This is a genomic window from Candidatus Limnocylindrales bacterium, assembly GCA_035571835.1.
Lineage (GTDB): Bacteria > Desulfobacterota > Binatia > UBA1149 > CAITLU01 > DATNBU01.
In genome coordinates, this window is record DATNBU010000029.1 from 127,915 (window position 1) to 152,993 (window position 25,079).

Annotated in this window: 19 protein-coding genes and 2 tRNA genes; 11 read left to right on the plus strand and 10 right to left on the minus strand. The window is 64.8% G+C overall.

What is annotated here, in order from left to right:
• Positions 1 to 208: 208 nt before the first annotated feature.
• Positions 209 to 595 carry a hypothetical protein gene (locus VN634_12985; GenBank protein ID HXC51797.1) on the plus strand — a complete coding sequence of 129 codons (387 nt, stop codon included), beginning with the start codon at positions 209 to 211 and terminating at the stop codon, positions 593 to 595.
• Between the two features lie 189 nt (positions 596 to 784).
• Here the strand turns inward: VN634_12985 and VN634_12990 are convergent, their stop codons facing one another.
• The gene (locus tag VN634_12990; GenBank protein ID HXC51798.1) at positions 785 to 1,081 is read right to left on the minus strand and encodes a hypothetical protein; all 297 of its coding nucleotides are present in this window, start codon (positions 1,079 to 1,081) and stop codon (positions 785 to 787) included.
• Positions 1,082 to 1,429: 348 nt separating this feature from the next.
• Between VN634_12990 and VN634_12995 the strand changes: the two genes are divergently transcribed.
• From VN634_12995 to VN634_13005, 3 genes are all read left to right on the plus strand, one after another.
• Positions 1,430 to 1,960, plus strand: coding sequence for an SRPBCC family protein (locus VN634_12995; GenBank protein HXC51799.1), 531 nt, complete (start codon positions 1,430 to 1,432; stop codon positions 1,958 to 1,960).
• 201 nt (positions 1,961 to 2,161) lie between these two features.
• Complete coding sequence (locus VN634_13000) at positions 2,162 to 3,577, plus strand: aldehyde dehydrogenase family protein (GenBank protein HXC51800.1); 1,416 nt, start codon at positions 2,162 to 2,164, stop codon at positions 3,575 to 3,577.
• Positions 3,578 to 3,590: 13 nt separating this feature from the next.
• A complete protein-coding gene (locus tag VN634_13005) occupies positions 3,591 to 5,858 on the plus strand; it encodes a PQQ-dependent dehydrogenase, methanol/ethanol family (GenBank protein HXC51801.1) in 2,268 nt (755 codons plus the stop codon).
• 169 nt (positions 5,859 to 6,027) lie between these two features.
• On the opposite strand, the gene VN634_13010 is transcribed toward VN634_13005, so the two are convergent.
• Positions 6,028 to 6,103, minus strand: a tRNA-Cys gene (locus VN634_13010).
• A 206-nt stretch (positions 6,104 to 6,309) separates the two neighbouring features.
• Here VN634_13010 and VN634_13015 point away from each other — a divergent pair.
• A complete protein-coding gene (locus tag VN634_13015) occupies positions 6,310 to 7,380 on the plus strand; it encodes a 3-isopropylmalate dehydrogenase (GenBank protein HXC51802.1) in 1,071 nt (356 codons plus the stop codon).
• Positions 7,381 to 7,526: 146 nt separating this feature from the next.
• On the opposite strand, the gene VN634_13020 is transcribed toward VN634_13015, so the two are convergent.
• Genes VN634_13020 through VN634_13030 form a run of 3 tightly spaced genes read right to left on the minus strand, consistent with a single transcriptional unit; the run spans position 7,527 to position 9,477 of the window.
• Positions 7,527 to 7,871 carry a nitroreductase/quinone reductase family protein gene (locus VN634_13020; GenBank protein ID HXC51803.1) on the minus strand — a complete coding sequence of 115 codons (345 nt, stop codon included), beginning with the start codon at positions 7,869 to 7,871 and terminating at the stop codon, positions 7,527 to 7,529.
• Complete coding sequence (locus VN634_13025) at positions 7,868 to 9,124, minus strand: aminotransferase class III-fold pyridoxal phosphate-dependent enzyme (protein ID HXC51804.1); 1,257 nt, start codon at positions 9,122 to 9,124, stop codon at positions 7,868 to 7,870. The genes VN634_13020 and VN634_13025 overlap by 4 nt, the downstream gene beginning before the upstream one ends.
• Positions 9,125 to 9,144: 20 nt before the next feature.
• Positions 9,145 to 9,477, minus strand: coding sequence for a BolA family protein (locus tag VN634_13030; GenBank protein ID HXC51805.1), 333 nt, complete (start codon positions 9,475 to 9,477; stop codon positions 9,145 to 9,147).
• A gap of 28 nt (positions 9,478 to 9,505) precedes the next feature.
• On the opposite strand from VN634_13030, the gene VN634_13035 reads away from it, so the two are divergent.
• From VN634_13035 to VN634_13045, 3 genes are all read left to right on the plus strand, one after another.
• A complete protein-coding gene (locus tag VN634_13035) occupies positions 9,506 to 10,417 on the plus strand; it encodes a rhomboid family intramembrane serine protease (protein HXC51806.1) in 912 nt (303 codons plus the stop codon).
• Positions 10,414 to 11,727, plus strand: coding sequence for a DUF1329 domain-containing protein (locus tag VN634_13040; protein ID HXC51807.1), 1,314 nt, complete (start codon positions 10,414 to 10,416; stop codon positions 11,725 to 11,727). Before VN634_13035 ends, VN634_13040 begins: the two co-directional genes overlap by 4 nt.
• A 190-nt stretch (positions 11,728 to 11,917) precedes the next feature.
• Positions 11,918 to 12,691: a urate hydroxylase PuuD gene (locus tag VN634_13045; GenBank protein HXC51808.1), complete on the plus strand. Its 774-nt coding sequence runs from the start codon at positions 11,918 to 11,920 to the stop codon at positions 12,689 to 12,691.
• Positions 12,692 to 12,840: 149 nt separating this feature from the next.
• On the opposite strand, the gene VN634_13050 is transcribed toward VN634_13045, so the two are convergent.
• The 4 genes from VN634_13050 to VN634_13065 form a co-directional block, all read right to left on the minus strand.
• The gene (locus VN634_13050; protein ID HXC51809.1) at positions 12,841 to 13,449 is read right to left on the minus strand and encodes a glutathione S-transferase family protein; all 609 of its coding nucleotides are present in this window, start codon (positions 13,447 to 13,449) and stop codon (positions 12,841 to 12,843) included.
• 30 nt (positions 13,450 to 13,479) lie between these two features.
• Positions 13,480 to 14,694 carry a CoA transferase gene (locus VN634_13055; GenBank protein ID HXC51810.1) on the minus strand — a complete coding sequence of 405 codons (1,215 nt, stop codon included), beginning with the start codon at positions 14,692 to 14,694 and terminating at the stop codon, positions 13,480 to 13,482.
• 355 nt (positions 14,695 to 15,049) lie between these two features.
• Complete coding sequence (locus VN634_13060; protein HXC51811.1) at positions 15,050 to 17,437, minus strand: integrin alpha; 2,388 nt, start codon at positions 17,435 to 17,437, stop codon at positions 15,050 to 15,052.
• Positions 17,438 to 17,892: 455 nt separating this feature from the next.
• On the minus strand, positions 17,893 to 20,655 hold the full coding sequence (locus VN634_13065) for a hypothetical protein (GenBank protein HXC51812.1): 2,763 nt from the start codon (positions 20,653 to 20,655) through the stop codon (positions 17,893 to 17,895).
• A 795-nt stretch (positions 20,656 to 21,450) separates the two neighbouring features.
• Between VN634_13065 and VN634_13070 the strand changes: the two genes are divergently transcribed.
• Together VN634_13070 and VN634_13075 are read left to right on the plus strand one after the other, a co-directional pair.
• The gene (locus VN634_13070; protein HXC51813.1) at positions 21,451 to 22,329 is read left to right on the plus strand and encodes a hypothetical protein; all 879 of its coding nucleotides are present in this window, start codon (positions 21,451 to 21,453) and stop codon (positions 22,327 to 22,329) included.
• 100 nt (positions 22,330 to 22,429) lie between these two features.
• Positions 22,430 to 22,506: transfer RNA gene (locus VN634_13075), tRNA-Gly, on the plus strand.
• 87 nt (positions 22,507 to 22,593) lie between these two features.
• Here VN634_13075 and pgsA read toward each other — a convergent pair.
• Positions 22,594 to 23,187, minus strand: a complete 594-nt coding sequence (gene pgsA / locus VN634_13080; GenBank protein ID HXC51814.1) for a CDP-diacylglycerol--glycerol-3-phosphate 3-phosphatidyltransferase — start codon at positions 23,185 to 23,187, stop codon at positions 22,594 to 22,596.
• A 256-nt stretch (positions 23,188 to 23,443) separates the two neighbouring features.
• Here pgsA and nadB point away from each other — a divergent pair, with 256 nt between their 5' ends.
• Positions 23,444 to 25,039, plus strand: coding sequence for an L-aspartate oxidase (nadB, locus tag VN634_13085; protein HXC51815.1), 1,596 nt, complete (start codon positions 23,444 to 23,446; stop codon positions 25,037 to 25,039).
• Positions 25,040 to 25,079 lie beyond the last annotated feature (40 nt).

Genomic DNA, 25,079 nt, shown 5'->3' on the forward strand with positions numbered 1-25,079 from the left:
AGAGCGACAAGACCAATGACAAAAAGCACATCCTGAATCGCATGACCCACCTCCTGTTCGACTGTTGTGTAGCATTGCCGGTACTTACTAGACTAGTTGCCGGTGTCATCGTTTCTTCGCGAGAATCAGTTGGAGCTGATCCCGGTGCCGAGACGTCCGCGATGGTCCCGGATTTCGACCCTTTCCCGTCTATGCGAGCGATGAGAGCATGAGCGAACCGGAGCATCCGATCGACCCGGCGCACGTCGAGCTTTCGAGGCAGGCCTCGGTCCCACCTTCCGGTCTGCTGGTGACCTGCTTACTTGTGTTCTGCACCGTGCCAGTCGCCTTCGGGCTCATGCTAATGTTCGAGATGAGCAGCTTCGATCGGCACGGAAGCTTCCGCGCACCGATCTTCATGCTCTGCGCGCTGCTGAGCTTCGGAGCGCAACTTACGATTGTCCCGTTCGCGCTCTGGAGGCTCATACGGAATCCGTCGTCGCGGCTGCCCGGCAACGTTCTCGCGCTGGCCGCCTGCGAGGCGGTGTATCTGTTCTTCATCGTCAATGCGCTGCGCGTCTCGGGGCCGCTCGTGACGCAGTGGCTCAATCACTAGCCGCTCGTTCGCTGCGCCCCGGTCAACCGCACGTGACCGATGCGCCGAGCCAGCGATCGTAGTCACGCCGATGTCCGAACACAGGGTTGGTCGCGCGCACCCGCCGCACGGTCGCCGCACGGACGCTGATCTGCGAAGATGACCGGCCGATCGGCCGGTCTCAATCCAGGAAGTAAGGTGAGAGACGCGTCAGTGCGACGCGTTGATCATCGCCTGGTGCTCCGACTCCTCCATGCAGTTCTCGTTCGCATAGATGGAGAAGTCTCCGCCGGACGCCAGCATCACGGCCTGGATCGGAGCGGTGATGATGTCGCCGACAACCGCAGGCGGCGCGGCCAGCACGAACGCCCAGGTCCGGTTGGCGTGCCGGGGCGGACATTCCGGCGTTCCGAGGAAGGCGTGGTCCGTCCACTGGGTGAACGCACAGCCGGACAGCCCGGAGAGCGTGGCAAGCACACTCAGAATACGCAGCGATTTAACGACCATGGATCCCTCCCTTTTATGCGACGGACTATGAGCCCGAGCCCCACCGGACCCTTCCATCGCCCGCGAAGATATTTCGCAAGTCGGCTCCGTGTCAACGACGGGGGGGCAATTGACTGCGAATTGCCTCTCCGACGGCTGTCCCGGTCGGATCGACACCCTCGCCTCAGGGTCTTCGCCCGGGACCCCATCGTGACACTAAAAACGCCCCCTGACCGCAGCGTGGTGGGCGTAGTCGGTTAATCCGGCCGGCCGCATTGACGCGAGCCATCGATGGCCGCAGCGTTTTCCAAAGACGAGCGACAACCAGACCTCGCGCGCCAGCGGTGTAACACACCAGAGGAGATGATCATGGCTTCCAAGTCGCCTTCGAAATCAAAATCCACAGAGAAATCCAGCAGCATCATGCAGTCGATCGACGTCGACGTGCCGGTCCGCACCGCCTACAACCAGTGGACGCAGTTCGAGGAGTTCCCGCAGTTCATGCAGGGTGTCGAGAGCGTCGTGCAGATCGACGACGACACTCTGCGCTGGAAGGCCGAGATCGGCGGCAAGACCAAGGAATGGACCGCGCAGATCACCGAGCAGACCCCGGACAAACGCATTGCGTGGACGAGCACGAGCGGTGCGCTCAACGCCGGGGTCGTAACGTTCCATCGCATCTCGGACGACCAGTGCCGCGTGGCGCTGCAGATGGACTATGAGCCGGAAGGCGTCGTCGAAAACGTCGGCGACGCGATCGGCGTGGTCGAGTGGAACGTGCGGCAGAACCTCGAGCGCTTCAAGGAATTCATCGAATCGCGGGGCCACGAAACCGGCGCGTTCCGCGGCAAGATCGATTCGCCGGATGACGCGGCTTCCAAGTCGAGCCACCGACACTGACCATCGCTTCGCGGGCTCGATATCGGGCTTTGTCCGCATTTGTGGGCAGGCTCGATATCGAGCCGGATCGCGCCTCGCAGCAGCCATGCGCACGGTCCCCGGGGACACCTCCTCGGGCCTGTTGTGCCCCCTCGTTCCAAAGGCTAAAGGCCGCAGTACGGCACTGGCGCCGCGCACCGGCGCCGGCGGCAAGGAGGCATCATGGCTGCGACCGCTGCTAACCTCGTATTCGACACTTCGGCGCGCGACCGCATCGCGGCAATTCCTGGCAGACTGCGCAAAACGTTCCGCAGCGGCCGTACGCGGCCGATCGCATGGAGGCTCGAGCAGCTCCGCGCGGTCGAGAAGCTCCTGCGCGAAAACTCCGAAGCGCTGCAGAAGGCGCTCGCGTCCGACCTCGGCAAGCCCGCGCTCGAAGCGATGGCCGCCGACATCGGAATGCCGCTCGGCGAAGCATCGCTCGCGATCAAGAACCTCTCGAGCTGGATGCGGCCGAAGCACGTCGCGCAGCCGCTCGTGCAGCGTCCCGGCAAATCCTGGATCCAGTACGATCCGCTCGGCGTCATCCTGATCATCGCGCCGTGGAACTACCCGGTGCAGCTCACGTTCAATCCGCTCGTCGCGGCGATCGCTGCCGGCAACTGCGCGGTAATCAAGCCATCCGAAATGACGCCGGCAACCTCGAAGCTGATCGCGGAGCTGGTGCCGAAGTACCTCGACAACGACTGCATTGCGGTCGTCGAAGGCGCGGTAGACGAGACGGGCGTGCTCCTCGAGCAGCAGTTCGACCACATCCTCTACACCGGCAACGGCCGCGTGGCGCGCATCGTCATGGAAGCGGCCGCGAAGCACCTTACGCCGGTAACCCTCGAGCTCGGCGGCAAGAGCCCGTGCATCGTCATGGAGGACGCCAACCTCGATGTCGCGGCACACCGCATCGCGTGGGGGAAATGGACAAACGCCGGACAGACCTGCACGGCGCCCGACTACGTGCTCGTACACGAGAGCGTCGAGAAGCCGCTCGTCGACAAGCTCAAAGCCGTGCTAAAAGAGTTCTACGGCGAGAACCCGCGACAATCGAAGGACTATCCGCGCATCGTCAGCGACCGCCATGTCGATCGGCTCGCAGCGCTGATCGAAGACGGCACCGAGGTCGCGGCCGGCGGCGAGCACGACCGCGCCGAGCGCTACTTCGCACCGACGATTCTCACCGGCGTAAAGCCCGACTCCAAAGCGATGGCCGACGAGATCTTCGGACCGGTGCTTCCGATGCTGACGATCGGCGGCATCGACCAGGCGATCGACTTCATCAACGATCGCGACAAGCCGCTCGCGCTCTACGTCTTCACAGCCGACAGCAAGGTCTCCGATCGCGTGCTCACCGAGACCAGCTCGGGCGGTGCGTGCGTCAACGCGACGCTGTGGCACGTGGCCAATCCGAATCTTCCGTTCGGCGGCGTCGGTCCGAGCGGCATGGGCGCGTACCACGGGCGCTGGGGATTCGAGGCGCTGAGTCACCGCAAGGCTGTTACCGACAAACCCACGTCGATGGATGCCAAGGTCGCCTACCCTCCGTACACGAAGATCAAGGAGTGGCTCGTCCGCAAGTTCATGTAGACGACGACCGAGCGTGAAGCGTCTTTTCCTTGCTCCTGCCGGCGCCTCCGGAGCCGTGCTTGCGGTGCTCGTCGGCCTCGCGCTCGCGCACGTGAGCGTCGCGTACGCCGCATCGGAAACCGATTTCATCCCGGGAGCCGTGGCCGACGTGATCGCTGCATCGGCGGCGCGCGCCGCCACCGTTGCGCGCGTCAACGATGCGCGGCTTCGCGCAGCCGATAGCGAGCCCGGCCAGTGGATGACGCACGGCCGCACGTGGGCCGAAGAGCGCTACAGCCCGCTCACTTCGATCAACTCTTCTACCGTCGCGAGGCTCGGCCTTGCGTGGGCTTACGAGCCCGGCACGCATCGCGGCATGGAAGCCACGCCGCTCGTGATCGACGGCGTGATGTACGCAACCGGCGAGTGGAGCCGGGTCTACGCGGTCGACGCGCGCACCGGAAAGCCGCTGTGGACGTACGATCCGTACGTGCCCGGAGCCAAGGGCCGCGACGCGTGCTGCGACGTCGTCAATCGCGGCGTCGCCGCGTGGGAGGGAAAGCTCTACCTCGGCGCGCTCGACGGGCGACTGATCTGCCTCGACGCTGCTACCGGAAAACCGCTCTGGGAAAAGCAGACGACCGACACGAGCCGGCCCTACACGATCACCGGCGCGCCGCGCATCGTAAAAGGCAAGGTCATCATCGGCAACGGCGGCGCCGAGTTCGGCGTGCGCGGATACTTCAGCGCGTACAACGCAGCCACCGGCGAGATGCTGTGGCGCTTCTACACGGTGCCGGCGAGCACGCAGGGTCCGTTCGATACTCCCGAGCTGGCTGCGGCTGCACCGACGTGGTCGAAAGATTCGGCGTGGGACTCCGGCCTCGGCGGCACGGTGTGGGATTCGATGGCGTATGATCCCGAGCTCGATCTCCTCTACGTCGGCGTCGGCAACGCGTCCGTCTACAACCGCGAGCAGAGGAGTCCGGGCGGCGGAGACAATCTCTATCTCTCGTCGATTCTCGCAGTGCGGCCCGACGACGGGCACCTTGTCTGGCATTACCAGACGACGCCCGGAGACCAGTGGGACTACACGGCCACGCAGCACATCATCCTTGCCGACATTCCGTTCGCGAAGCGCGCGCCCGACGGCAAACCGGAGCTCCGGCACGTGCTGATGCAGGCTCCGAAGAACGGCTTCTTCTACGTGCTCGACCGTGCGACCGGGGAGCTGCTGGCCGCCGATCCGTACATCGACGAGACGTGGGCAACCGGCGTCGATCTCAAGACCGGGCGGCCGATCGAGCGGCCGGAAGCAACCTGGTCGAAGACCGAAGCGCGCGTCACTCCCGGCATCTCGGGCGGACACAACTGGCATCCGATGGCGTACAGCCCGAAGAGCGGGCTCGTCTACATACCGACGTTCGAATCGGTCTACTCGTACAAGCCCGACGCCGAGTTCCACTGGGCGCCGGGCTACATCAACACGAGCGAAAGCTGGCGCGGCGTCGCCGCCGAGCTCGAAGGCTTCGAGCCGTTCGTCTCGCAGAACGTCTCGACGCATCTGACGGCGTGGGATCCCGTGCGCCGCGAGCAGGCGTGGCGCGTCGAGCTCGGCCAGGGAATTCCGGCGGGCGTGCTTGCGACCGCCGGCGATCTCGTCTTCCAGGGAACGACGTGGGGCAAGCTTCGCGCGTACGACGCAGCAAGCGGTGCGCTCGTCTGGGAAGCCGACACCGGCACCGGCATCATCGCGCCGCCGATCAGCTATGAAGTCGGCGGCGAGCAGTACATCGCGGTCGTCGCGGGGCTCGGCGGCTCGGCCGGCGGGCACTTCATCAAGTTTCCCAATTCGAATCCGGGCCGGATCCTTGCGTTCAAGCTCGACGCGCACGAAGCACTGCCGCCGATGCCGGACACTCCGATCAAGCCGGGAATGGGCGACAAGCCCGTCGAAGCTCCGGTCATCGACGCGTCAGCCGAGATGCTCACTCGCGGACGCGCGCTCTATGCGTACAACTGCTCGCGCTGCCACGGGCTCGGAGTTCAGGCGAGCGGGCTTTATCCGGACCTTCGCCACGCGTCGAAAGACGTCTACGCGTCGTGGAATGCGATCGTGCTCGGCGGTGCGTTCTCGTCGCGCGGCATGGCGTCGTTCGCCGACGTGCTGAGCCCCGACGACGCCGAAGCGATCCGCGCCTACGTAGCCGACCGCGCACACCATCAGCCCGGATGGATCGAATGGTTCGCCGGCCTCGCCGGCGGCCGCCTGAGAATCCCCGCCCGCTGGCTCGCGAACTGAAAAAGGGGACAGGTACATTTAATTTTCGCGAGTGAAATCGCGGGCGGACGTTCTACGCCCCGGTCGAATAGATCGACACGGCCACGACATGCTCGTTCGGTGATTCGTCGATTCGGGACAGGTACGTTTGCGCTTACGGCAATCGTACCTGTCCCTGCTTCTTCAAGACTGGAGGCGGCGGGCGGATTCGAACCGCCGCATCACGGTTTTGCAGACCGTTCCCTTAACCACTTGGGTACGCCGCCTTGAAAGAAGCGCGGAGTATGCCAGCGCGAGGGTCTTACTCAAATCCTGTGCGCGGCGTAGTGCTGCGGGCACAGGCAGTTGCGGGCGCTGGCGTGACCTCTTCCATCAAGCTCCCGCTTGAGGATCGCCAGCGTTCGGCTACACTCCGCGCGATTTTTCGGCCGGGAAGCCAACGGCGCAAAACCCGGTCCCCGAGGAGATTCCATTGCACAAGATTGCGGTTCTAGGCGGCGACGGCACCGGTCCCGAGGTCGTCGACGAAGCCCTGAAGGTCCTCAACGCGGCCTCCAAAGTCTGCGGCTTCAAGTACGAAACGACTCCCTTCGACTTCGGCGGTGACCGCTACATGCGCACCGGCGAGGTCCTTCCCGACACCGCCACGAGCGACCTGCGCGGCTTCGATGCGATCCTGCTCGGCGCCATCGGCCATCCAGACGTCAAGCCCGGCATCCTGGAGAAAGGCATCCTGCTGCGCCTTCGCTTCGAGCTCGACCTCTACATCAACCTGAGGCCGGTCAAGCTCTACCCCGGCGTCGAGACGCCGCTGGCCAACAAGGGTCCGAAAGACATCGACTTCGTCGTCGTGCGCGAGAACACCGAAGGCCTCTACGCGGGCGCGGGCGGAAATCTTCGTCGCGGGACGCCGCACGAAGTGGCCGTGCAGGAATCGATCAACACGCGCATGGGCGTCGAGCGCTGCCTGCGCTACGCGTTCGATTACACGCGCAAGAGGAACGCCCGCAAGACGCTGACCCTTTGCGGGAAGACCAACGTGCTGACCTACGCGTTCGACCTGTGGGAACGCGCGTTCCACGAGATCGGCGACGCCGACTACACCGACATCAAGCGCGACTACGCGCACGTCGACGCGACGTGCATGTGGATGGTCAAGAACCCGGAGTGGTTCGACGTGATCGTCACCGACAACATGTTCGGCGACATCATCACCGATCTCGGCGCGATGATTCAGGGCGGCATGGGGATCGCGGCGGGCGGCAACATCCATCCGGGCAAGGTTTCGATGTTCGAGCCGATCGGCGGGTCGGCGCCGAAGTACACCGGGCTCGGCGTGATCAATCCGATGGCGGCGATTGCCGCTGCGCAGATGATGCTGTCGGAGCTCGGCGAGGATGATGCAGCGAACCGCATCGAGCGCGCGATCGCTTACGTTGCGGCCGAGAAGCTGCAGTCGATGAACGCCGGCAAGATGGGCTACTCGACCTCGCAGGTCGGCGACCTCGTCGCCGACGCCGTCGCCACCAACACCGGCCGCTGATCGTAAAATCGGGGACAGACACTGATTTCGGGAAATCAGTGTCTGTCCCCGATTTCGCAGAATCGGTGTCTGTCCCTGATTTTCTAAAGCGTCGCTCGCGGCGGGCCCGCCGCGATTTTGCTCAGCTTTTAAAAATGTACCTGTCCCTATTTTTCGCGGACGCGGAAGACGGCGTTGGTTTTGCCGCGGACGAAGAGGCCGATGATGCGGCTGAGGACGGGATACTTGGACGCGATCGCTTCGCGGTAGCGGGCCTTGTCGTGCGCGCCGTCGCAGAACTCGGTCACGACGTCCTGCGGGCCGGAGCCGAAGTCGATGCGCGCGCGGCCGGTGGCGCGCAGGTTCTTCACCCAGTTCCGGCTCTCGTCGAGGCTGCCGATCCAAAGCTCGCCGCCGATTACGACGAACCAGATCGTCACGTCGAACGGCTTGCCGCTCTTGCGGCCGAAATGCGTGAGCTTGAGCGTGCTCTTCTTCGCGGGGATGTTCATCGTGCGTCCTTTCCATGTTCGCGGGCCACGGCGGCCATTGCCGCTTCGGCTGCGTCGAGCGCGAAGTCGATGTCGGCGTCCTGGTGCGCGGCCGAAACGAACCAGTTGTGGGCGGGGTGAAAAAACGCTCCGTGTGATGCGGCCACGGCCGCAAACGTGCGGCTGCGCTCGAGCCGTCCCTCGTCGGCAACGAAACTGAGAAACGGGATCGACGGCGGGCCGCTGATCGTAACGGCGAGGCCCGCCGCCCGCGCGCGCGCCGTGAGCCCGCCGCAAAGACGCCGCCCGACGCGATCCATGTGCTCGATCGCCGAGCGCTTCTCGATCTCGCCGATGGTCGCGATCGCAGCCGCGATCGGAACCGCCTGCGTAAAGAACGTTCCGGTCACGAACACGTCCTCGGCGGCTTTGCGAAGCGCATCCGACCCGAGCATCACCGACAGCGGATAGCCGTTGGCGATTGCCTTGGAGTAAACCGTCATGTCCGGCGTCACGCCGAAGTGATGCATCGAGCCGGCAAGGCTCAGGCGAAACCCGGCGCGCACGTCGTCGGAGATCATCACTGCGCTGTGACGCGTCGAAAGCTCGCGAATCGCCTGCAGGAAGCCTTCGCCCGGCATCACGCTGTCATGGCGCGCTTCGTGGCGGAACGGCGTCGCGATTACGCCGGCGATGCGGCCGTCGTATTTGCGGAACAGCTCTTCGAGCGCACCCGCATCGTTCCACGGGAACGTGACGATGCCGCTGCGCTCGCCGTCGGGAAACCCGCGCCGCGCCGGATTGCACCATCCGTGAACACCGTGGTACGTGCCTTCGACCATCGCCACGAGGTCGCGCCGCGTCGCGCGGCGTGCAACCGCAAGCGCCCACGTGCAGACGTCCGAGCCGTTCTTGGCGAACATCGCCCAGTCTGCGCCGGCCGTGATCGACACCAGCTTCTCGGCAAGCTCGACCATGTTCGGCGCCGGAAGATTGCCGCTGTCGCACAGGCGGCGCTGACGCTCGGCCGCAGCTTCGACGACCGCATCGCGGTAGCCGAGCACCATCGGTCCGTACGAGCACAGGAAGTCGACGTACTCGTGGCCATCGGCGTCGCGGACGCGGCAGCCTTCGGCCTCGCAGAGGAATCGCGGGAACGCTCCGTCGACCAGATAGACCGGACTTTGATGGCCGTAGATCCCGCCCGGGATCACGCGCTTCGCGCGCTCGTAGAGCTCGTCGCCGATCGGATGCTGCCAGTCGCTTCTGGTCATCGGAAAGTCTGTGCGACGAGTCAGATGCCGGTGACGAGCCGGCTCTCGGCTTCGTTGGCTGCGTCTTTTGCCTGCTGCGCAGCATCTTCCTCGGGCGTCAGCGTCTGCAGCGCGAGCGCGTGCACGAGGCCGGTCATCTCGTCGGCGACCGCGTCGTAGACGAGCCGATGGCGCGCAACCAGCCCCTTGCCTTCGAACGCAGCCGACACGACGAACACTCGGAAGTGACCTCCGCCGCTCGCACCCTTGTGCCCGCGGTGGCTCTCGCTCTCGTCTTCGATCTCGAGCCGGACCGGTGCGAGCGCCCGGGTGAGCTTTTGGATCAGTACGTCCATGACGTTGCCGGTGTGCATCGGACCTACCATGTGGCACGCTCAAGGCATGAGCAAGGCCAGGGTCGTCGTGCGGGATCACCTGTCGGCCGAAGGGGCCCGGCGCGCCGTGCTCGCTCTCGTCGCCGTCGGTCTTGATGCCGAAGCGCATCGGAACGGAGCTTCGATCGCTGCGCCAACCGGGCTCGCAGCCACGACGACGACGCCACCTTTTTCCTGGCAGGTATCCGTTGCAGAGGACGAGGTCGCGGCCGCCCTGCCCGTCCTCGCAGACGACTACGTCTCGAACACCGCGCCGCCGGCCGCGCCTCCGCAGGGCCTGCTCGATGCGCGCGAAGGAATCTGGACGTGGCAGAACGCGTCGGGAAGCCTCGTGATCGCCGTCGCGTGCGTGTTCATCCATCTCGTGGTCCACGGCGGCGCCGGGCCGTCACCGCATTCGCGCATGCTCAGCTCCGGCGCGATCGCACCGTGGCTCGTCAGCCAGCGCGAGTGGTGGCGCCTCGTCACAGCCGTATTCCTGCATTTCGACATCAAGCATCTGGTCGGCAACATGGCAGCGCTGTTCTTCCTCGGCCCGCCGCTGGCGGCGACGATCGGCCAGGGACGGCTGGTGTCGCTGTTCGTCGTCACCGGAGTGCTCGGCAACGTGGCGAGCCAGATCTTCGGCGAGGAGGCTGCGATCAAAGCAGGAGCCTCGGGCGGAATCTGCGGCCTGCTCGGCGCGCTGGCCGGAGTTGCGCTCGCGACGATGGCGGCGTCGTCCGATGCGCGCGAGCGTCGGCCGGCGTGGCAGACGCTCGGCGCGCTGGTTGCGCTGTTCGGCATGATCGTCGGCTTCGAGCCGGGGCGCGACCACTACGCGCACGTCGGCGGACTGGTCGCGGGCATTGCGCTCGGGCGCGTGTTCGGCGTGCGCTCGCAGGACCGTAGCGTGAGCTCGCAGGAGACTTCCGCATGAAGCTGTGCGCGCTCGTTGCGGTCGTTCTGTTCGCGTTGGCGCGCACTGCCTGTGCCGAAGACGCGCCGGCGACCAATCCCGGCGCCACCGGTTTTTCCGCTGCGGCGCGCGCCGGCGAGCCGCCCCCAGGCACAATCGTCGCGAGCGACAATCTCGAGAAGTGGAAGGAGTTCCTGCCGCCGTCGATCCAGTGGGCCGTCGACCGCGGGATGCGAATCGAAGTCGTCGAAGGCCGCGACATCCCGCTCGAGCCGAAGCGGCTCGAAGCAACCCAGAAGTACCATTCGCAAGCGAAGCTCTCGCCGGACAAGAACCAGGTCCTCAACTACGTGGCCGGGCTTCCGTTCCCGCTGTCGGACGAGCGCGATCCGGACGCGGCGATCAAGCTCATCTTCAACTACGAGAACCGCATCGTCGTCGACGACCTCGATGTCCGCAACTTCGAGTGCGACACCGGCAGCATCGACGACAAGCGCGGAATCTCGATCGAACGTCACTTCCTGATCGGTCATTTCCGCCGGCTGTACTACGTGAGCCGCCTCTACCACGAGCCGATGCCGACGTGGCCGACCAACGACGGCATCCGCTACCGCGAAGTCCTGCATCCGATCATCGAGCCGTTCGACCTGAAGGGCGTCGGCCTCACTTATACCCGTCATCTCGATCCGTCGCGTCAGGACGACAGCTGGCTCTACTATCCGCTGCTCAAGCGCGTGCGCCGGCTTTCGTCGGCGCAGCGGTCCGATGCTCTGTTCGGCCAGGACGCCGACATCGACAGCTACGGCGGCTACGCCGGAAATCCTGCGTGGATGGACTGGAAGCTCGTCGGCACCAAGCGCGTGCTGGCGCCGATGCACACCCGCAACTTCCCGGCCGTGTGGTCCAAGGGCGGCGCCAACTTCCTGTTCGACGACACGTGGGAGATGCGCGACGTGTATATCATCGAAGGCGTCTCGCGCATTCCCGACTACGCGTACTCGAAGCGCGTGATCTATCTCGACCGCCATAGCTTCGTGATCCCGTACACCGAGATGTACGACCAGAAAGGCGCGCTGTGGAAGGCCTGGGTCAACCAGTGGAAGATCGGCCACAAGCCCTTCCCCGGGGCCACCGTCGCGGTCTACGACTACGATCAGCAGTTCATCCCGGCGCTCAGCATCTTCGACATGCAGCTGCACCATGCCACGCGATGCCTGCTGCCATCGCCGAGCGTCGCCGGCGAGGAAGGCTGGTATTTCAACTTCGGACCCGACGGAGGAACCGTTGAGGAGGTCTTCACCGTTTCGAGCATCATCGCTTCGGGGCGCTGAGGAGAAACCGCCGCGTGCCGAACTGCCCGGCTGGGCCCCGGGTCGCTGGCATCCTTGTTCACTGGCCGCTATAGACGAAGGTGTCTATTTTCCCGCCCGCGGCAGCGTGCCGCGCGCCGGAAGCACTGCGAACGCGGGTTCGCAAGAAGCACCGCGAACGACCCGTTCGCAAGAAGGAGGAAACTCACAGATGGATTTTGCCCTGTTCACACTCGATCCGGCGTTCCGGTGGCTGCACATCCTGGCCGGCATCGTCTGGATCGGACATCTCTATTTCTTCAATTTCGTCAACGGCCCGTTCGCCGCGACGATGAACGCCGACACCAAGAAGCTCGTCGTTCCGGAGCTGATGCCGCGGGCGCTCTACTGGTTCCGCTGGGGCGCCGCATGGACGTGGGTCACCGGCGTGCTGCTGCTCCTGATCGTCTTCTACCACGGCCACCTCGTCCAGATGTCGATGATATCGCTGGTCTGCCTTGCCCTCACGTTCGGCGGTTTCGCGATCTATGAGGCCATCATGACGACGTCGATCATCAGCGACGTCAAGATGAAGTACGCCGTGTGCTACGTGCTGATCGCGATCGCCACGTTCATCATGAGCATCAATGCGGGCTTCGGCGAGCGCGCGTACAACATCCATATCGGCGCGATGCTCGGCACCACGATGGCGTTCAACGTCTGGTTCCGGATCTGGCCCGCGCAGCAGCAGATCATCACCGCCGTCAAGAACGGCCAGGCTCCCGACGCGGCGCTCGTCGCCATGGCGGGGCTGCGCTCACGTCACAACACGTACATGTCGGCGGCGCTCGTCTGGACGATGATCGGCAGCCACACGGCCGGGTTCCTCGCCAACGTCCCGCCGTTCAGCATGCGCCGCGAGCTCGTGCTGCTGATGATGATCCTCGTTGCATGGCACGTCGTCTTCCAACTCTACAAGCGTGCCGCCAAGGTCAAAGGCTTCTAGGCCGCGACCGTTCACCGGATAAAAAGGGCCGCCTTCGTCGGAAGGCGGCCCTTTTTTGTCCGTGTGATCTATGGGGACAGACACCGGTTTCGCATCATTGCGAAATCAGTGTCTGTCCCCGATTCTTTTTCCATGCGTCGTGCGCGCGTTCAGGCCGATGCCGACGGTCTCGCCTTGGTCTTTTCGTGCCAGGCCGCAAGGTTCTTGAGCGACGGATCGTAGCTCTCTCCCACCATTGCGCCGAAATCGATCGTGCAGAATAGCGTGATGTCCGCGATCGAGAACTTGTCGCCGGCCACGAACGGTCGCGTCGCCAGGATCTCGTCGAGCCAGGCCAGCCGCTTGGCCGCCGCGCCACGGCTCGGCTCGATCATTTCGGCAACCTGCGTGATGCGCCCCTTGAAGAACGGGCTGCTGTGCCGGAACGCTCCGAGCATCGGCATCATCACTTCGAGCTCCATGCGGCGTTCCCACATGCGCGAGTTCGCGCGCTCTTCCGGCGTGCGGCCGATCAGCGGCGGATCCGGCTTCTTGTCTTCGAAGTACTCGCAGATGACGAGGCTTTCGGCGATGCATGTGCCGTCGTCGAGCTCGAGGACGGGCAGCCCGCCCATCGGATTCTTCGCGAGAAACGGAGGCTGGCGATTGACCGCTGCGCGCAGGTCGACCTGCTCGAGCGGAACCTCGATACCTTTTTCCGCGAGGAACATCCTCACGCGTCGCGGATTGGGTGCGATCGTAGCGTCGTAAAGTTTCATGGGTTCTCCTTTTGTCGAACGTGTTCGCGGTCAGGAACGCGGCTCCGGAAGACGCGACGAAACGACGCCGTCGGCTTCGAGCTGCGCAATCTCTTCGGATGATTTGCCGAGCAGGCTCGCGAGCACGTCACGGTTGTCTTCACCGCGAAATGCCGCACGCCCGCGCACCCCGGCGCTGGCATCGGAAAAACGATAAGGGCTGTTGAGCACCGCGGCCGTACCGCCGCTGCGATCGTCGCACTCGACCGTCATCGATCGTGCGCGCGTCTGCTCGGACGCGAGAGCTTCGCTGAGCGTCTGTACGCGGGCCGCCGCAAGGCCGTTCGCATGGCAGGCCGCGACGACTTCGTCGGCTCCCGGCTGCGAAGCGACCCACGTGCCGACGATCGCCTCGAGCTCCGCCAACGCGGCCTCGCGCCTGGCATACGTATCGAAGCGCGGATCGGTCGCCAGCTCCGGCATTCCCATCAGCGACGTCATCGTCTCCCAGTGCGCGCGCGGATCCATCGGGATGACGACGTTGCGCCCGCGGCACGGATACACCCACGCGCACAGGAAATCGGTTTCGCTGCCGCCGAAAAGAACGAAGTTCGCGCACTCCTGCAGCGCAAGCAGCGCGTCGTGCATCGCCATGTCGATGAACTGGCCGGTGCCGGTGCGTTCGCGAAGATGAATCGCCGCAACGATCGCGAGCGCCGCCTGAAGCCCGGTCACCGTGTCGCCGACCGCAAACACCGAATCGACGGGCTGCTGCCCGAACGCGCGCGCCTGCCGGTCGATGATCCCCGTGGCCGCATGGACCACGCCTGCAAACGCACGCTCGTTGCGCTGCGGGCTCGCGTGCCCGAATCCGCTGATCGAGCAGTAGATGAGCCTTTCGTTGCGCGCGCGGAGTGTCTGCTGCCCGAGCCCGAGCCCATCCATCACGCCCGGCCGGAAGTTTTCGACGACGACGTCGCACGCACACGCCAGCTCCGCCGCAAGCTCGCGCCCCCGCTCCATGCGAAGGTCGAGGGAGACGTTCCCCTTGCCGCAGTTGTGCTGCATGAAGTACCCGCTCATCCCGCCGCGCCGCTGCCCCAGCCGCCGCGCGAGATCCCCGTCGGGCGTCTCGACCTTGAAAACCTCCGCCCCGAGATCCGAAAGTATCCGCGTACAGAACGGCCCCGCCAGCACATGACTGAAGTCCGCCACCCGAATCCCCTCGAGCGGATACGGCTTCCCTGACGACACCCGTCGAGACATCGCCGGTTTCTTTAGCACTCCACCAGCAAGAGGCCAGAAGCGAAGCCAGTGAGCTGATCAGCAGTTTTGAAATGAAAGACGAAAGAAGCGCTGATCAGTCGATCCTACGCTCGTGCCGCATGAGCGACCAAATCACGACCCGATGAACGGGCCGAGAAGCCGACGCGGAACGTGCTGTGTAGCGAGCCGTGGGAGCCACGCTCAACGAGCCGGGCGCGTAGAAGGGTCCAGATGCAAGGCGGGATCCGCGAAGAGAGGGAGTCGTACTTCCCGGACGTCGACCGAACGAAGCGGATCCCAACGCAGCAGATGGGCCCTTATACGCGTCCGGCCCACCGCAGATGCAGAAGTAGAACTACCGCCGAACCCAGCGATCAGTCCCCGCGATATCCCCAGCCCCGCCCTCGCCGCCAGGCAGCGGATCAAAGTTCGCAAAGTGCTTCACCGGATTACCGTTGGATTCGTAAGCGCGAACTTCCTGATGCCCCTCCGGTCCCGGCAGCATCACCAGAATCTCCTGCTGATCGTCCAGATCCACGTCGGCCGCACCGACGCGTGCACCATGCACCCAGTCTTCGGCCGGACGCACGACGATGTTGATCTGCTTGAACTCGGGACCGTACGTGACGCGGTCGCCGTTGCCGTTGAACACCTTGACGATCGCCTGACCCTCGCGCGGAGCGGTCACGATCTGCTGATCGCCGCTGCCGTCGAGGTCGACGAGCGCGACATCGACGCCCGAGAAATCGACCGGATCGTACGCGAGGAACGTGCGGATCAGCACGCCGTCGCGAGTGAAGATGCGTACCACCGGAACGCCGCGCGTGGTTCCGACGATGATCTCGTCCTGCTTGTCGCCGGTGACGTTGCCGACCGTGACGGTCGCGCCCTCGGCATTGATCGGGATCGTGTTCCACATGTCGGCCGCGGAGAACGCCTGGAACTCGCTCGAGAAGAAATACGACGAGCCCTCGTCGAGACGCTCGAACGTGCGGACGAACACGTCGCCGCCGCCGCCGTCGGCCTGCGAACAGACCAGATCCTCGTTGACGCGACCGTTGACTTCGCCGGCGCCGCATTCGACCGACACGTTGCCGTCGAACGCATCGAACGAGTCCTGCAGCTCGCCGCCGTGCGCCATGCGATAGACCTCGACCTTCGAATCGTCCGAGCCGAATCCGCCGGTGACGGCGACCTGCACCGACCTCGGCTTGGGAACGTGCGGGTCGCCCTGCGCATCGAACGGTTTGTCGTTGAGGATCGACAGACTGAGCTCGCCGGTCATGCCCTCGAGCACGAACTCGCTCATCTCCGTGCGGCGGCCGGTGCGACTGAAGGTTCGCAGCTTGGGATTCTCGGAGTGGTCGTACGAGACGGTCGCGATGCGAGTCTCGAGCCCGCGCCGTCCGTTGACCGTGAGCAGCGTCGAGCCGTCGATGCCGGACAGGATCTTGACGGTTCCGGCGCCGCGGCGTCCGGTCGGATCGTCGCCCGGAGTGCCGATGACCATGTCGGGAACTTCGTCGAGGTTGAAGTCGATGTCGCCGTCGAGCGCGTAACCGAATTCCTCGTAGCGGCGCACGCCGTCGAGCGACCAGATCTCGGTTCCGTCAACGCCCGAGAGCGTCACGAGGCGACCGGCGTCGGGCGTGAAGCGCTTCTCGATCAGGAAGTCCTGGCGCGGAGCCGTTGCAGCGAAATCGGTGACGCCGTCGCCGTTGATGTCACCGATGCGCGCAACGGCAGAGCCGAATCGCGCACCGTCCTGCATCTTCGTGTCGTGCCGGACCCACAGGCGCGTACCGTCGAGGGAAAACAGTGAGACGAGGCCGGAGAGCTTGACGCCCGTATCGTCGGACGCGTCCGAGCCGGTGATCAGGTCCGGAACGTCGTCGTCGTTGACGTCGCCGGCAAAATCGACCGACTTGCCGATGCGGTCGTGCGCCGCGCCGCTGACTTCGAAGATCGGCTCGGACGCCGGATCCGCCGAAGACAGCGCGTGCACGACACCCGAGCGCAGCACGCCGGGCACGTTGGCTTCGTCGCTGCCGGCGAGGAAATCGAACAGGCCGTCGCCGTCGAGGTCGGTTGCCGACGCAAGGCTGCGCCCGTAGCTGTTGCCGCCTTTCGGGCCGATGCGATACGCGAGCAGATCGCCGTTCCTGCCGGAGACCGTGTAGACGCGGCCGGGCTGCGCGAGGTCGTTCTCGTTGCGGTCGCCGGAGGCACTGACCACGAAGTCCGCGCGACCGTCGCCGTTGATGTCGTTGAGCGGGGCGATCTTCTCTCCGAAGCCCGCACGGATGTGCGTGCCGAAGATCCGCATGCGCCGATGGCGCTTCTGGTAGACGTCGACGCGGCCCGCGCGGTCGAGAAGATTGGCGTGCGGATCGTGCTGGTCGGCGATCGTCACGTCGTATCCCGGGGAACCGATCGCGATCTCGTCGCGCCCGTCGCCGTTGAGATCGGGAAGAAACGAGACCGCGGCGCCGAACCACTGGTTCTCGTATCCGCCCTTCTTCCTGAACAGCGGCCGGCCGTTGCGGCCGTCGATGATGATCACGGCGCCGGCATGGATGTGGCCGCGCACGAACATGCACGGCGAGCCGATGGCGATGTCGGCCACGCCGTCACCGTTGAAGTCGCCGTTGGTGGCGATCGACGATCCGAGCTGGTCGCCGCCCTTGTCGCAGACCTGCTGGTAGGCATCCGCGAGGGCGAGCGTGGGACTGGCGCAAAGCACGGCAACGGCCGCGACCCGGGAAGCCCAGAGGGCGTGCGCCCGACGTCGAAAGGAGAAAAGCGTGCGAGATCTCATACGTTGTGGATTTCCCATTCGAACCGTTCGCCCTGAGGATTGACCACCCGACTCCGTCGAGGCGGCCCGACTACCACACCCCGGGGGTACGACCAACATTGTTCTGGCCGGGAGCCGCCGTGCAGCGAAGTTGCCGAGTCATGCCGGGCCAAAGAACGATCCGCCCGCGCGGACCGTCGGCATGGATGTCATTCTAACAGCCGACCCCTTCGATTCCACGGCCGAGGCGCCGATTCTGCCGTCGAAATCCTCGCTAAGGAAGCGAGAAAATCTCGACGCGACGTTCGGTTGCGCCCGCCTGCCCCATCCGGGCTGCCTTCGGCACGTCCGACACTGCGCGGCATCCGGAATTGCGCTCCAGGCGCCTTCGGCCGTAACCGCTAGAAATCCACCTGATGCAGTTTCCAGCCGGTCGACGTCGCCTCCCACTCTTCGGTGAGGTAGCCGACTTCGCTGCCTACGGAGAACTGCGTCGTCATCAGCCACTGATCGGCGGCGCTCATGTCGCCGTACGCGCGAATCGTAAAGACGAGATATGGCCGGCCGCCGTGCAGGCGGATCTTCAGACGGACGCGCGCGAGACCTCCGGCCGGACTGGCCTGGCCGAAGATCGACGCATAGTTGTCCTGGAACTGGTACTTCCTGCCGCCGAGCTTGCCGTTCAGCTCGCCCCAACCGAGCTCGGCCCGGTAGATCTGCGTCGACTCGTTCGACAGCTCGAACTGCATTCCGTCGACCAGCGGTTCGGGATTGCCGCTGATCGCGATGCGCCCGTGGATGTAGATCATGTCGGGGCCGCCGTCGCGGTTGAACGTGATCGTGGCCGGGTCGCGGATGAACTTGGTGCAGACCTGGTCGAAGTCGCAGGTCTCGTCGCAGATCGGCGCGCGCGCGCCAGGCTTGCAACTCTTGTCGCGGCAGTCGACCTTCCCGTCGCCGTCGTCGTCGACCATGTTGTTGCAGTCTTCGAACGTGCCGGCGGTAGCAGGCGGATCGCACTTTTCGGTGCCGGTCACCTCGCTGTCGCCGCAGACGCACGTGCTGAAATCGAACGCGCAGCTGTCCGTGTCCTCGTTGCAGTTGTCGGTCGAGCAGTTGAACGCATCGTGGCAGACGACGGGCGACCCGGGCCCGCATCCGGTCTGCGCGTTGCAGACCTCGTCACCGTTGCAGAACTGGCCGTCGCTGCAGGCCGAGTCGTCGGTGATGTGATCGCAGCGGTCGAGCGTTTCGTTGCACGAGTCGGTCGTGCACGCGAAGTCGTCGGTGCAGTCCGGTGCCGTGGCGCTCTGGCAGCCGAGTACGAGGTCGCACGTTTCAGCGCCGTCGCAGAACTGGTTGTTGCTGCACGCGGCGTCGTTCGGGGTATGCGTGCACTGGTCGTTGGTCTCGTCGCAATCGTCCGTCGTGCAGGTGACGTCATCGGCGCAGGCCGGAGCGGTTCCCGGCGAGCAGCCGTTCACCAGATCGCAGACTTCGGCGCCGTTACAGAACTGGCCGTCGCTGCAGATCCCGTTGTTCGGCGTGTGCGTGCACTGGTCGCTGCCTTCGTCGCACTGGTCGGTGGTGCAGTTGACGGTGTCGGTGCAGTCCGGAGGGGTGCCCGGCACGCACGTGCCGGAGACGTTGCAGGTTTCGACGCCGTTGCAGAACGCGCTGTCGTTGCAGTCGGCGTTGGTCAGGCACTGGACGCACTGGTCAGTCTGTTCGTTGCATCGCTCGGGACACGGGTCGTCGCCGGGCTTGCAGCCCTGGGTCGGATCGCAGACTTCGATACCCGTACAGAACTGGCCGTCGTCGCACCCGTTGTTCTGCGGCAGGTTGTCGCAGCGGTCGAGGGCCTCGTTGCAGGAGTCGGCCGTGCAGTCGATGCCGTCGTTGCAGGTCCTGGTGGTTCCGGAGTGACAGCCGTCCACCGGGCTGCAGGTCTCGTCGCCGGTGCAGAACTGGCCATCGCTGCACGCGGCGTTGCTCGGAGCGTGGACGCACTGGTCGTTGGCTTCGTTGCACGAGTCCTGCGTGCAGGTGATGTCGTCGTTGCAGTTCGGGGCGGTTCCAGGCTGGCAGCCGAGAATCGCGCTGCACGTCTCGGTGCCGTCGCAGAATTGCCCGTTGTTGCAGCTGGCATCGTTGGTCACGTGGTTGCACGAGTCGGTGTCTTCGTTGCAGGAGTCTGCCGTGCAGCTCACGTTGTCGTTGCAGTTGGGCGGAGTGCCGGGCTGACAATCGTCGACCGCGCTGCAGATTTCGACGCCGTTGCAGAACGTGTTGTCGGTGCAGAGCGTGTTCCTGGGCTCGTGCAGGCAGGTGTCGTGCAGCTCGTCGCAGGAGTCCACGGTGCAGCCAACGTCGTCGGTGCAGTCGCGACCGTCGGTATTCGGCTGGCACAGACCGTTGTTGTTGCACTCGTCGTCGCCGTCGCAGAAGAACCCGTCGCTGCACGACGTCTTGCCCTTCTTCGGCTTGTGCAGGCAGTTTCCCTGGTTGTTGCACGAATCGGTCGTGCAGACGTTGCCGTCGTTGCAATCGTCGTCGGTGACACACTGTGCTGCGGCAACGCAGTCGGAGGGATCCGAGTTCGGTTCCGTCGACGGGAACGAGCATGCGTCGATCAGGACGGCCTGCGTTCCGGGAAGGCCGAATTCGTTCAGGTCGAGCGCGCACGTGATCTGCGTGTCGTTCGGATACTCGTCGCCCGGGCCGTTCAGGGCGGCCGGGCTGAACGGATCGGTCTTCTCTTCGCTGACTTCGCAGGTGGTCGTGTAGGGGCCGGGAAGGAACGTCGAGTTGGTGCAGCGATCGGGCTTGTCGTCACCGCAGCGGAACAGGCGAAGCTCCCCGAGTGTGACGATGCCGTCGGGGTTCGGTCCGGCGACCAGCGTCGTACAGACGGCGAGATCGGCGAGACCGTCGTCGTCCGAGTCGAACAGCGTGCAGATGTCCTGCGTATTGTTTCCACTGAGCGCAATGTCGTCCCAGTCGACGATCGTGTGGATCTCGAAGGGCGTGCCCGTGCCCTCCTCCGCGCAGAAACGCGTGATGTCTTTCTGGCCCGGTTCGTCGTTGGCGCCCTGAAGGTCGTTGAAGCAGGCCGTAGGCTCGGGAAGTGCAGCGACCGCCGGGGATACCGTGCCAATCGACATCGTGAGAATGCCCAGGACAGAAAATACCCGGCCAAGGCCTGAGCGGCCCGAGACCTTCCGGAAGATCGATACGACCTGAGACATGACGCCCCCTTCGCGCAAGCCACGGGTCTTGCTCGACCCCCCCGACTGATGCTTTCGCGTGTGCAACTAGTGTTCTACCGTCCGCCTTGTCAAGTGAAACATCAGATAGCGAAGCCGCCCCGCAGCGGGCCGCATGACACCGAATTCACCGGACTTTTTACGAGACCGCTCCTGCGTGCCCCCGTTGGCGCGCAACCTGTTGGGCATTTTGACAACTGGGGGGCCTGATGCAACCGGCGCCGACGCGGTTTTTATCGTTTCTTTCAGGTCATTCGCGCCTGCAGCGGGCCGCGTCGAGGCGCGATCAGGCTGGCGCAGTCAGCGGTCTCGTCTGAACACCGAAGCGGTTACCGGACAGGCTTCTGAACCGCGGTTCAGACTCGGTCGCCAGCGATGCGGCCTGATTCTCACGAGGCGCGAACGAACCGCCCCGCCTCACGATTGTTGCGGCACCGGGGCGAGATGAGCAGCGCTTCCACATCGGCTTCTGTTCGCGGCTCTGTCGACACGCCACGCAGAGCGCGACGATGCACGCGCCGCATCATCGCTGCGGCTGCGCACGATCTGTCGCTCGCACAGTGCGGATTTCATGCATCTGCGAAAGCATTTCGCCGCAGCGAGCGCATCGGTATGGGCGGCAACCAAGCATTCTTGGAGTTGACTTTAGGAGGGGCCGGATAGCAGACTCCCTCGCTCATGGAGGCCACAGAAATGAAGGTTCGTCATCGCTCGTCGCTCGCGTGGGGGCTGCTTGCGGCAAGCCTGACGGTGTTCGCTTTTGCAGGTACCGGCAGCGCGCAGACCGCGCAGAACTGCCTGGAAGCCCAGTCCCGCTTTGCCGGCACGATCTGCCGTGGAATGGCCAAGTGTCACGTCAAGGCGATGAAGCACTCGACGTCGATCGATCCCGACTGCGTTCCGGGTCGCAAGACTGCGCTGATCAATCGTTACAACTCGATCGAAGCCGGCGACAACTGCCTCACCGAACCCGCGGGAAACACCATCGCAAACTCGCTGGAAACCGGTGTCGGCAACATCGCCAGTCCGATCGGAACCGGCCAGTGCGCGTCGAAAAAAATGGGAGCGCTCGGCCGCGAGTGCAAGCAGATGATGATGTGCTACGCCGACAGCGCGGCGTCTTCCGCACCCGGCGTCGATTCCGACTGCCTGAGCACAGCCATCAACACCCTGATGGAGCAGTTCGACAAGATCGAAGATCGCAACATCTGCAATACCACGGGTGATGCATCGAACCGTTCCGATGACGTGGACATGCTGACCGACCAGACCTGGACGTATCTGCGCGGAGTCGGCACCACGACGACATCGACGACGACGACAACATCGAGCTCGACGACGACGACCATTCCTCCGACGTGTCTCGAAAACGGAGCTTACGATCCGTGCGTCGCGTATCGCGACAACGCCGCGTGCAAGACCTGCGTGGATTCCGACACGGGACCCGACGCAGGAATCGCAACCTCGCTTTGCACGGCGGCCGGTCCGACCTGCAGCGATGCCGACAAGAACTCGGCGTGCGGTTACGCGATCAATTCGTCGACGGACTGCTCGCTGATCTGCTGTCCGTAAACACGGCGCAGAGACAGAGCCGATGCATTCACGCGCGGGCCGCGAGCGCGCGTGACTTGCATCCCGACCCGGTTCGGTTACAAGCGGGTCGTCCTCACGGGCGGGTGTAGCTCAGCTGGCTAGAGCGTCTGCTTGCCATGCAGAAGGTCGCCGGTTCGATCCCGGTCACCCGCTCCAACTTCTCCTTCCAGACATAGTGTTTTCCGGCTCCCGGATGTCCATTCCGGCATCCGTAGCCGTTGGCGGGCGCGCCGCCGGTGGACCCTATTCGGTCCCCCGCAGCCGGTAGAACACCTCGAAGTGGTACTCGACCGCTGACCAGACGCCTACGACCGCCGCAAGCATCAGCAGGATCATGCCGATCTCGTGGAAGCTGACGCCGAAGTAGACGTAGTGGACGATGAGGAAGTGCACGCCGATGGTCTGGAGCAGCATTTTGGCCTTGCCGGTCACGTCGGCGCCAAGAACGATGCCTTCGGTCGCGGCGATGCTTCTCAAACCCGTCACGGCGAACTCACGGCCGACGATCAGCACCAGGATCCATCCCGGAATGCCGGGTTGCCGGGGCATGACCGCCAGCATCAGCAGCGTCGAGATCACGAGCAGCTTGTCGGCCAGAGGGTCGAGAAGTTTTCCGACCGCGGTCACGAACCCGTAGCGACGGGCGATCCAGCCGTCGAGGAAGTCGGTCAGCGACGCGCCGAGGTAAACGAACATCGCCGTCCAGGCTTCGCGCCGGCCGGGATGGGTCAGCAGCCAGGCGACCACGGGGATGGCGAGGATTCGCAGAAACGTCAGCAGATTCGGCAGGCTTCGAGCCCACGATTGCGGTTGTCGCGGCCCAGAGTTGATCCCCATTGCGTTTCCTGGCCGCAAGTCCTCCCGGGATTGGCGACCGGGCAACGTTATCCGGTTCGCCATAACCCTGCTACCGCTAGCCGCGGCTGGCGCTTCACGCTGGCGGCTGCTCACAGCGGCGGCTACCGCTTTACGCTGGCGGCTGCTCGCGGCGGTTACCGCTTCACGCTTCCGGCGTGCAGGCCAACGGCTACTGCGGTGCAGTGGGCCGTCTTGTTGAGCACGCCTCCCCCGCCGGTACACTCCGCGAACTCCCATGCGAAACTACGACTTCCTCGTCATCGGCGGCGGCATCGCCGGTATGACCTTCGCGCTCGAAGCCGCCCGGCACGGAAAGGTCGCGCTTCTGGCGAAGCGTTCGCTGGAGGATTCCAACACGAACTGGGCCCAGGGCGGCGTGGCCGCCGTCTGGGATGCCGGCGACACGCCGGAGTCGCATGCGGCCGACACCGTCGAAGCCGGCGCCGGTCTGTGCAACCGGCGCGTCGTCGACCTCGTCGTCACCGAAGGCCCGGCCCGCATCCGCGAGCTGATTGCGCTCGGCGTCCAGTTCTCGCTCAAGCAGGACAACGGCCGCTTCGGTACGGACTACGATCTTGGCCTCGAGGGCGGCCACTCGCACCGGCGCATTCTACACGCCGCCGACCACACCGGCCGCGAGATCGTGCGCGGCATGTCGGCCGCCGTGCTCGCCAATCCGAACATCGAGGTGCTCGAAAACCGCTTCGCGATCGACCTGCTGATCGACGAAAAGTTCGGCTACACCGGCGGCCGACCGCACTGCTGGGGCGCATACGTTCTCGACACCGACAGCGGCGAAGTGGAGACGTTCACCGCGCGGGCCACACTGCTTGCGACGGGAGGAACCGGGAAAGTCTACCTGTACACGTCGAACCCCGACGTCGCGTCGGGTGATGGAATCGCGATGGCCTGGCGCGCCGGCTGCCGCGTGGCCGACATGGAATTCATCCAGTTCCATCCGACGTGCCTTTACCATCCGCTCGCCAAATCGTTCCTGGTCACCGAAGCGATGCGCGGCGAAGGGGCCGTGCTGCGAACGCCGGACGGCAATGCCTTCATGTCGAGCTACGATCCGCGTGCCGAGCTTGCGCCGCGCGACATCGTCGCACGCGCGATCGACAGCGAGATGAAGCGGCGCGGGTTCGACAACGTGCTTCTCGACGTCACCGCGCTCGGAGCCGATTTCCTGAAGAAGCGCTTCCCGGCGATCTACGAGCGCTGCCTCAGCTACGGCATCGACATCACGACGACGCCGATCCCGGTCGTCCCTGCCGCGCACTACATGTGCGGCGGCGTGCTGACCGGCATCGACGGCGAAACCTCCATCGATCGCCTCTATGCAGCCGGCGAAGTTGCCATGACCGGCCTGCACGGCGCCAACCGACTCGCGTCGAACTCGCTGCTCGAAGGCGTCGTATTCGGACACCGCGCCGCCGTGCACGCCGCACGGCGCCTCGGCGAAGACCTGTCGCCGCCGCCCGCGCTACCGCCGTGGACCGCCGGCGCCGCCGTCGACATCGAAGAGTCGGTCGTCATCACGCACAACTGGGACGAAATCCGCCGCCTGATGTGGAACTACGTCGGCATCGTCCGCAGCGACCGCCGCCTCGCCCGCGCCGCCGCCCGCATCACGATGCTCCGCGACGAAATCCAGCAGTACTACCGCGACTTCAAAGTGACCCGCGACCTGCTCGAGCTGCGCAACATCGCGCTGGTTGCAGAGCTCATCATCCGAGCCGCGCGCACGAGAAGAGAAAGCCGCGGCCTCCATTTCAACCTGGACTGCCCCGAGCGCGACGACGCGCATTGGTTGCGGCACACGGTAGTCTGAAGCGCGAGACGACAGACGCGATACGCCGAAGCCAAAAAAC

Coding starts and splice junctions, on each gene's coding strand:
- VN634_13025 (HXC51804.1), bottom strand. CDS start 9,124: ATGACCAGAAGCGACTGGCAGCATCCGATCGGCGACGAGCTCTACGAG.
- VN634_13035 (HXC51806.1), top strand. CDS start 9,506: ATGAGCAAGGCCAGGGTCGTCGTGCGGGATCACCTGTCGGCCGAAGGG.
- VN634_13045 (HXC51808.1), top strand. CDS start 11,918: ATGGATTTTGCCCTGTTCACACTCGATCCGGCGTTCCGGTGGCTGCAC.
- VN634_13020 (HXC51803.1), bottom strand. CDS start 7,871: ATGAACATCCCCGCGAAGAAGAGCACGCTCAAGCTCACGCATTTCGGC.
- VN634_13000 (HXC51800.1), top strand. CDS start 2,162: ATGGCTGCGACCGCTGCTAACCTCGTATTCGACACTTCGGCGCGCGAC.
- VN634_13065 (HXC51812.1), bottom strand. CDS start 20,655: ATGTCGATTGGCACGGTATCCCCGGCGGTCGCTGCACTTCCCGAGCCT.
- VN634_13055 (HXC51810.1), bottom strand. CDS start 14,694: ATGTCTCGACGGGTGTCGTCAGGGAAGCCGTATCCGCTCGAGGGGATT.
- VN634_13040 (HXC51807.1), top strand. CDS start 10,414: ATGAAGCTGTGCGCGCTCGTTGCGGTCGTTCTGTTCGCGTTGGCGCGC.
- VN634_13050 (HXC51809.1), bottom strand. CDS start 13,449: ATGAAACTTTACGACGCTACGATCGCACCCAATCCGCGACGCGTGAGG.
- pgsA (HXC51814.1), bottom strand. CDS start 23,187: ATGGGGATCAACTCTGGGCCGCGACAACCGCAATCGTGGGCTCGAAGC.
- VN634_13070 (HXC51813.1), top strand. CDS start 21,451: ATGAAGGTTCGTCATCGCTCGTCGCTCGCGTGGGGGCTGCTTGCGGCA.
- VN634_13030 (HXC51805.1), bottom strand. CDS start 9,477: ATGCACACCGGCAACGTCATGGACGTACTGATCCAAAAGCTCACCCGG.
- VN634_12990 (HXC51798.1), bottom strand. CDS start 1,081: ATGGTCGTTAAATCGCTGCGTATTCTGAGTGTGCTTGCCACGCTCTCC.
- VN634_12985 (HXC51797.1), top strand. CDS start 209: ATGAGCGAACCGGAGCATCCGATCGACCCGGCGCACGTCGAGCTTTCG.
- nadB (HXC51815.1), top strand. CDS start 23,444: ATGCGAAACTACGACTTCCTCGTCATCGGCGGCGGCATCGCCGGTATG.
- VN634_12995 (HXC51799.1), top strand. CDS start 1,430: ATGGCTTCCAAGTCGCCTTCGAAATCAAAATCCACAGAGAAATCCAGC.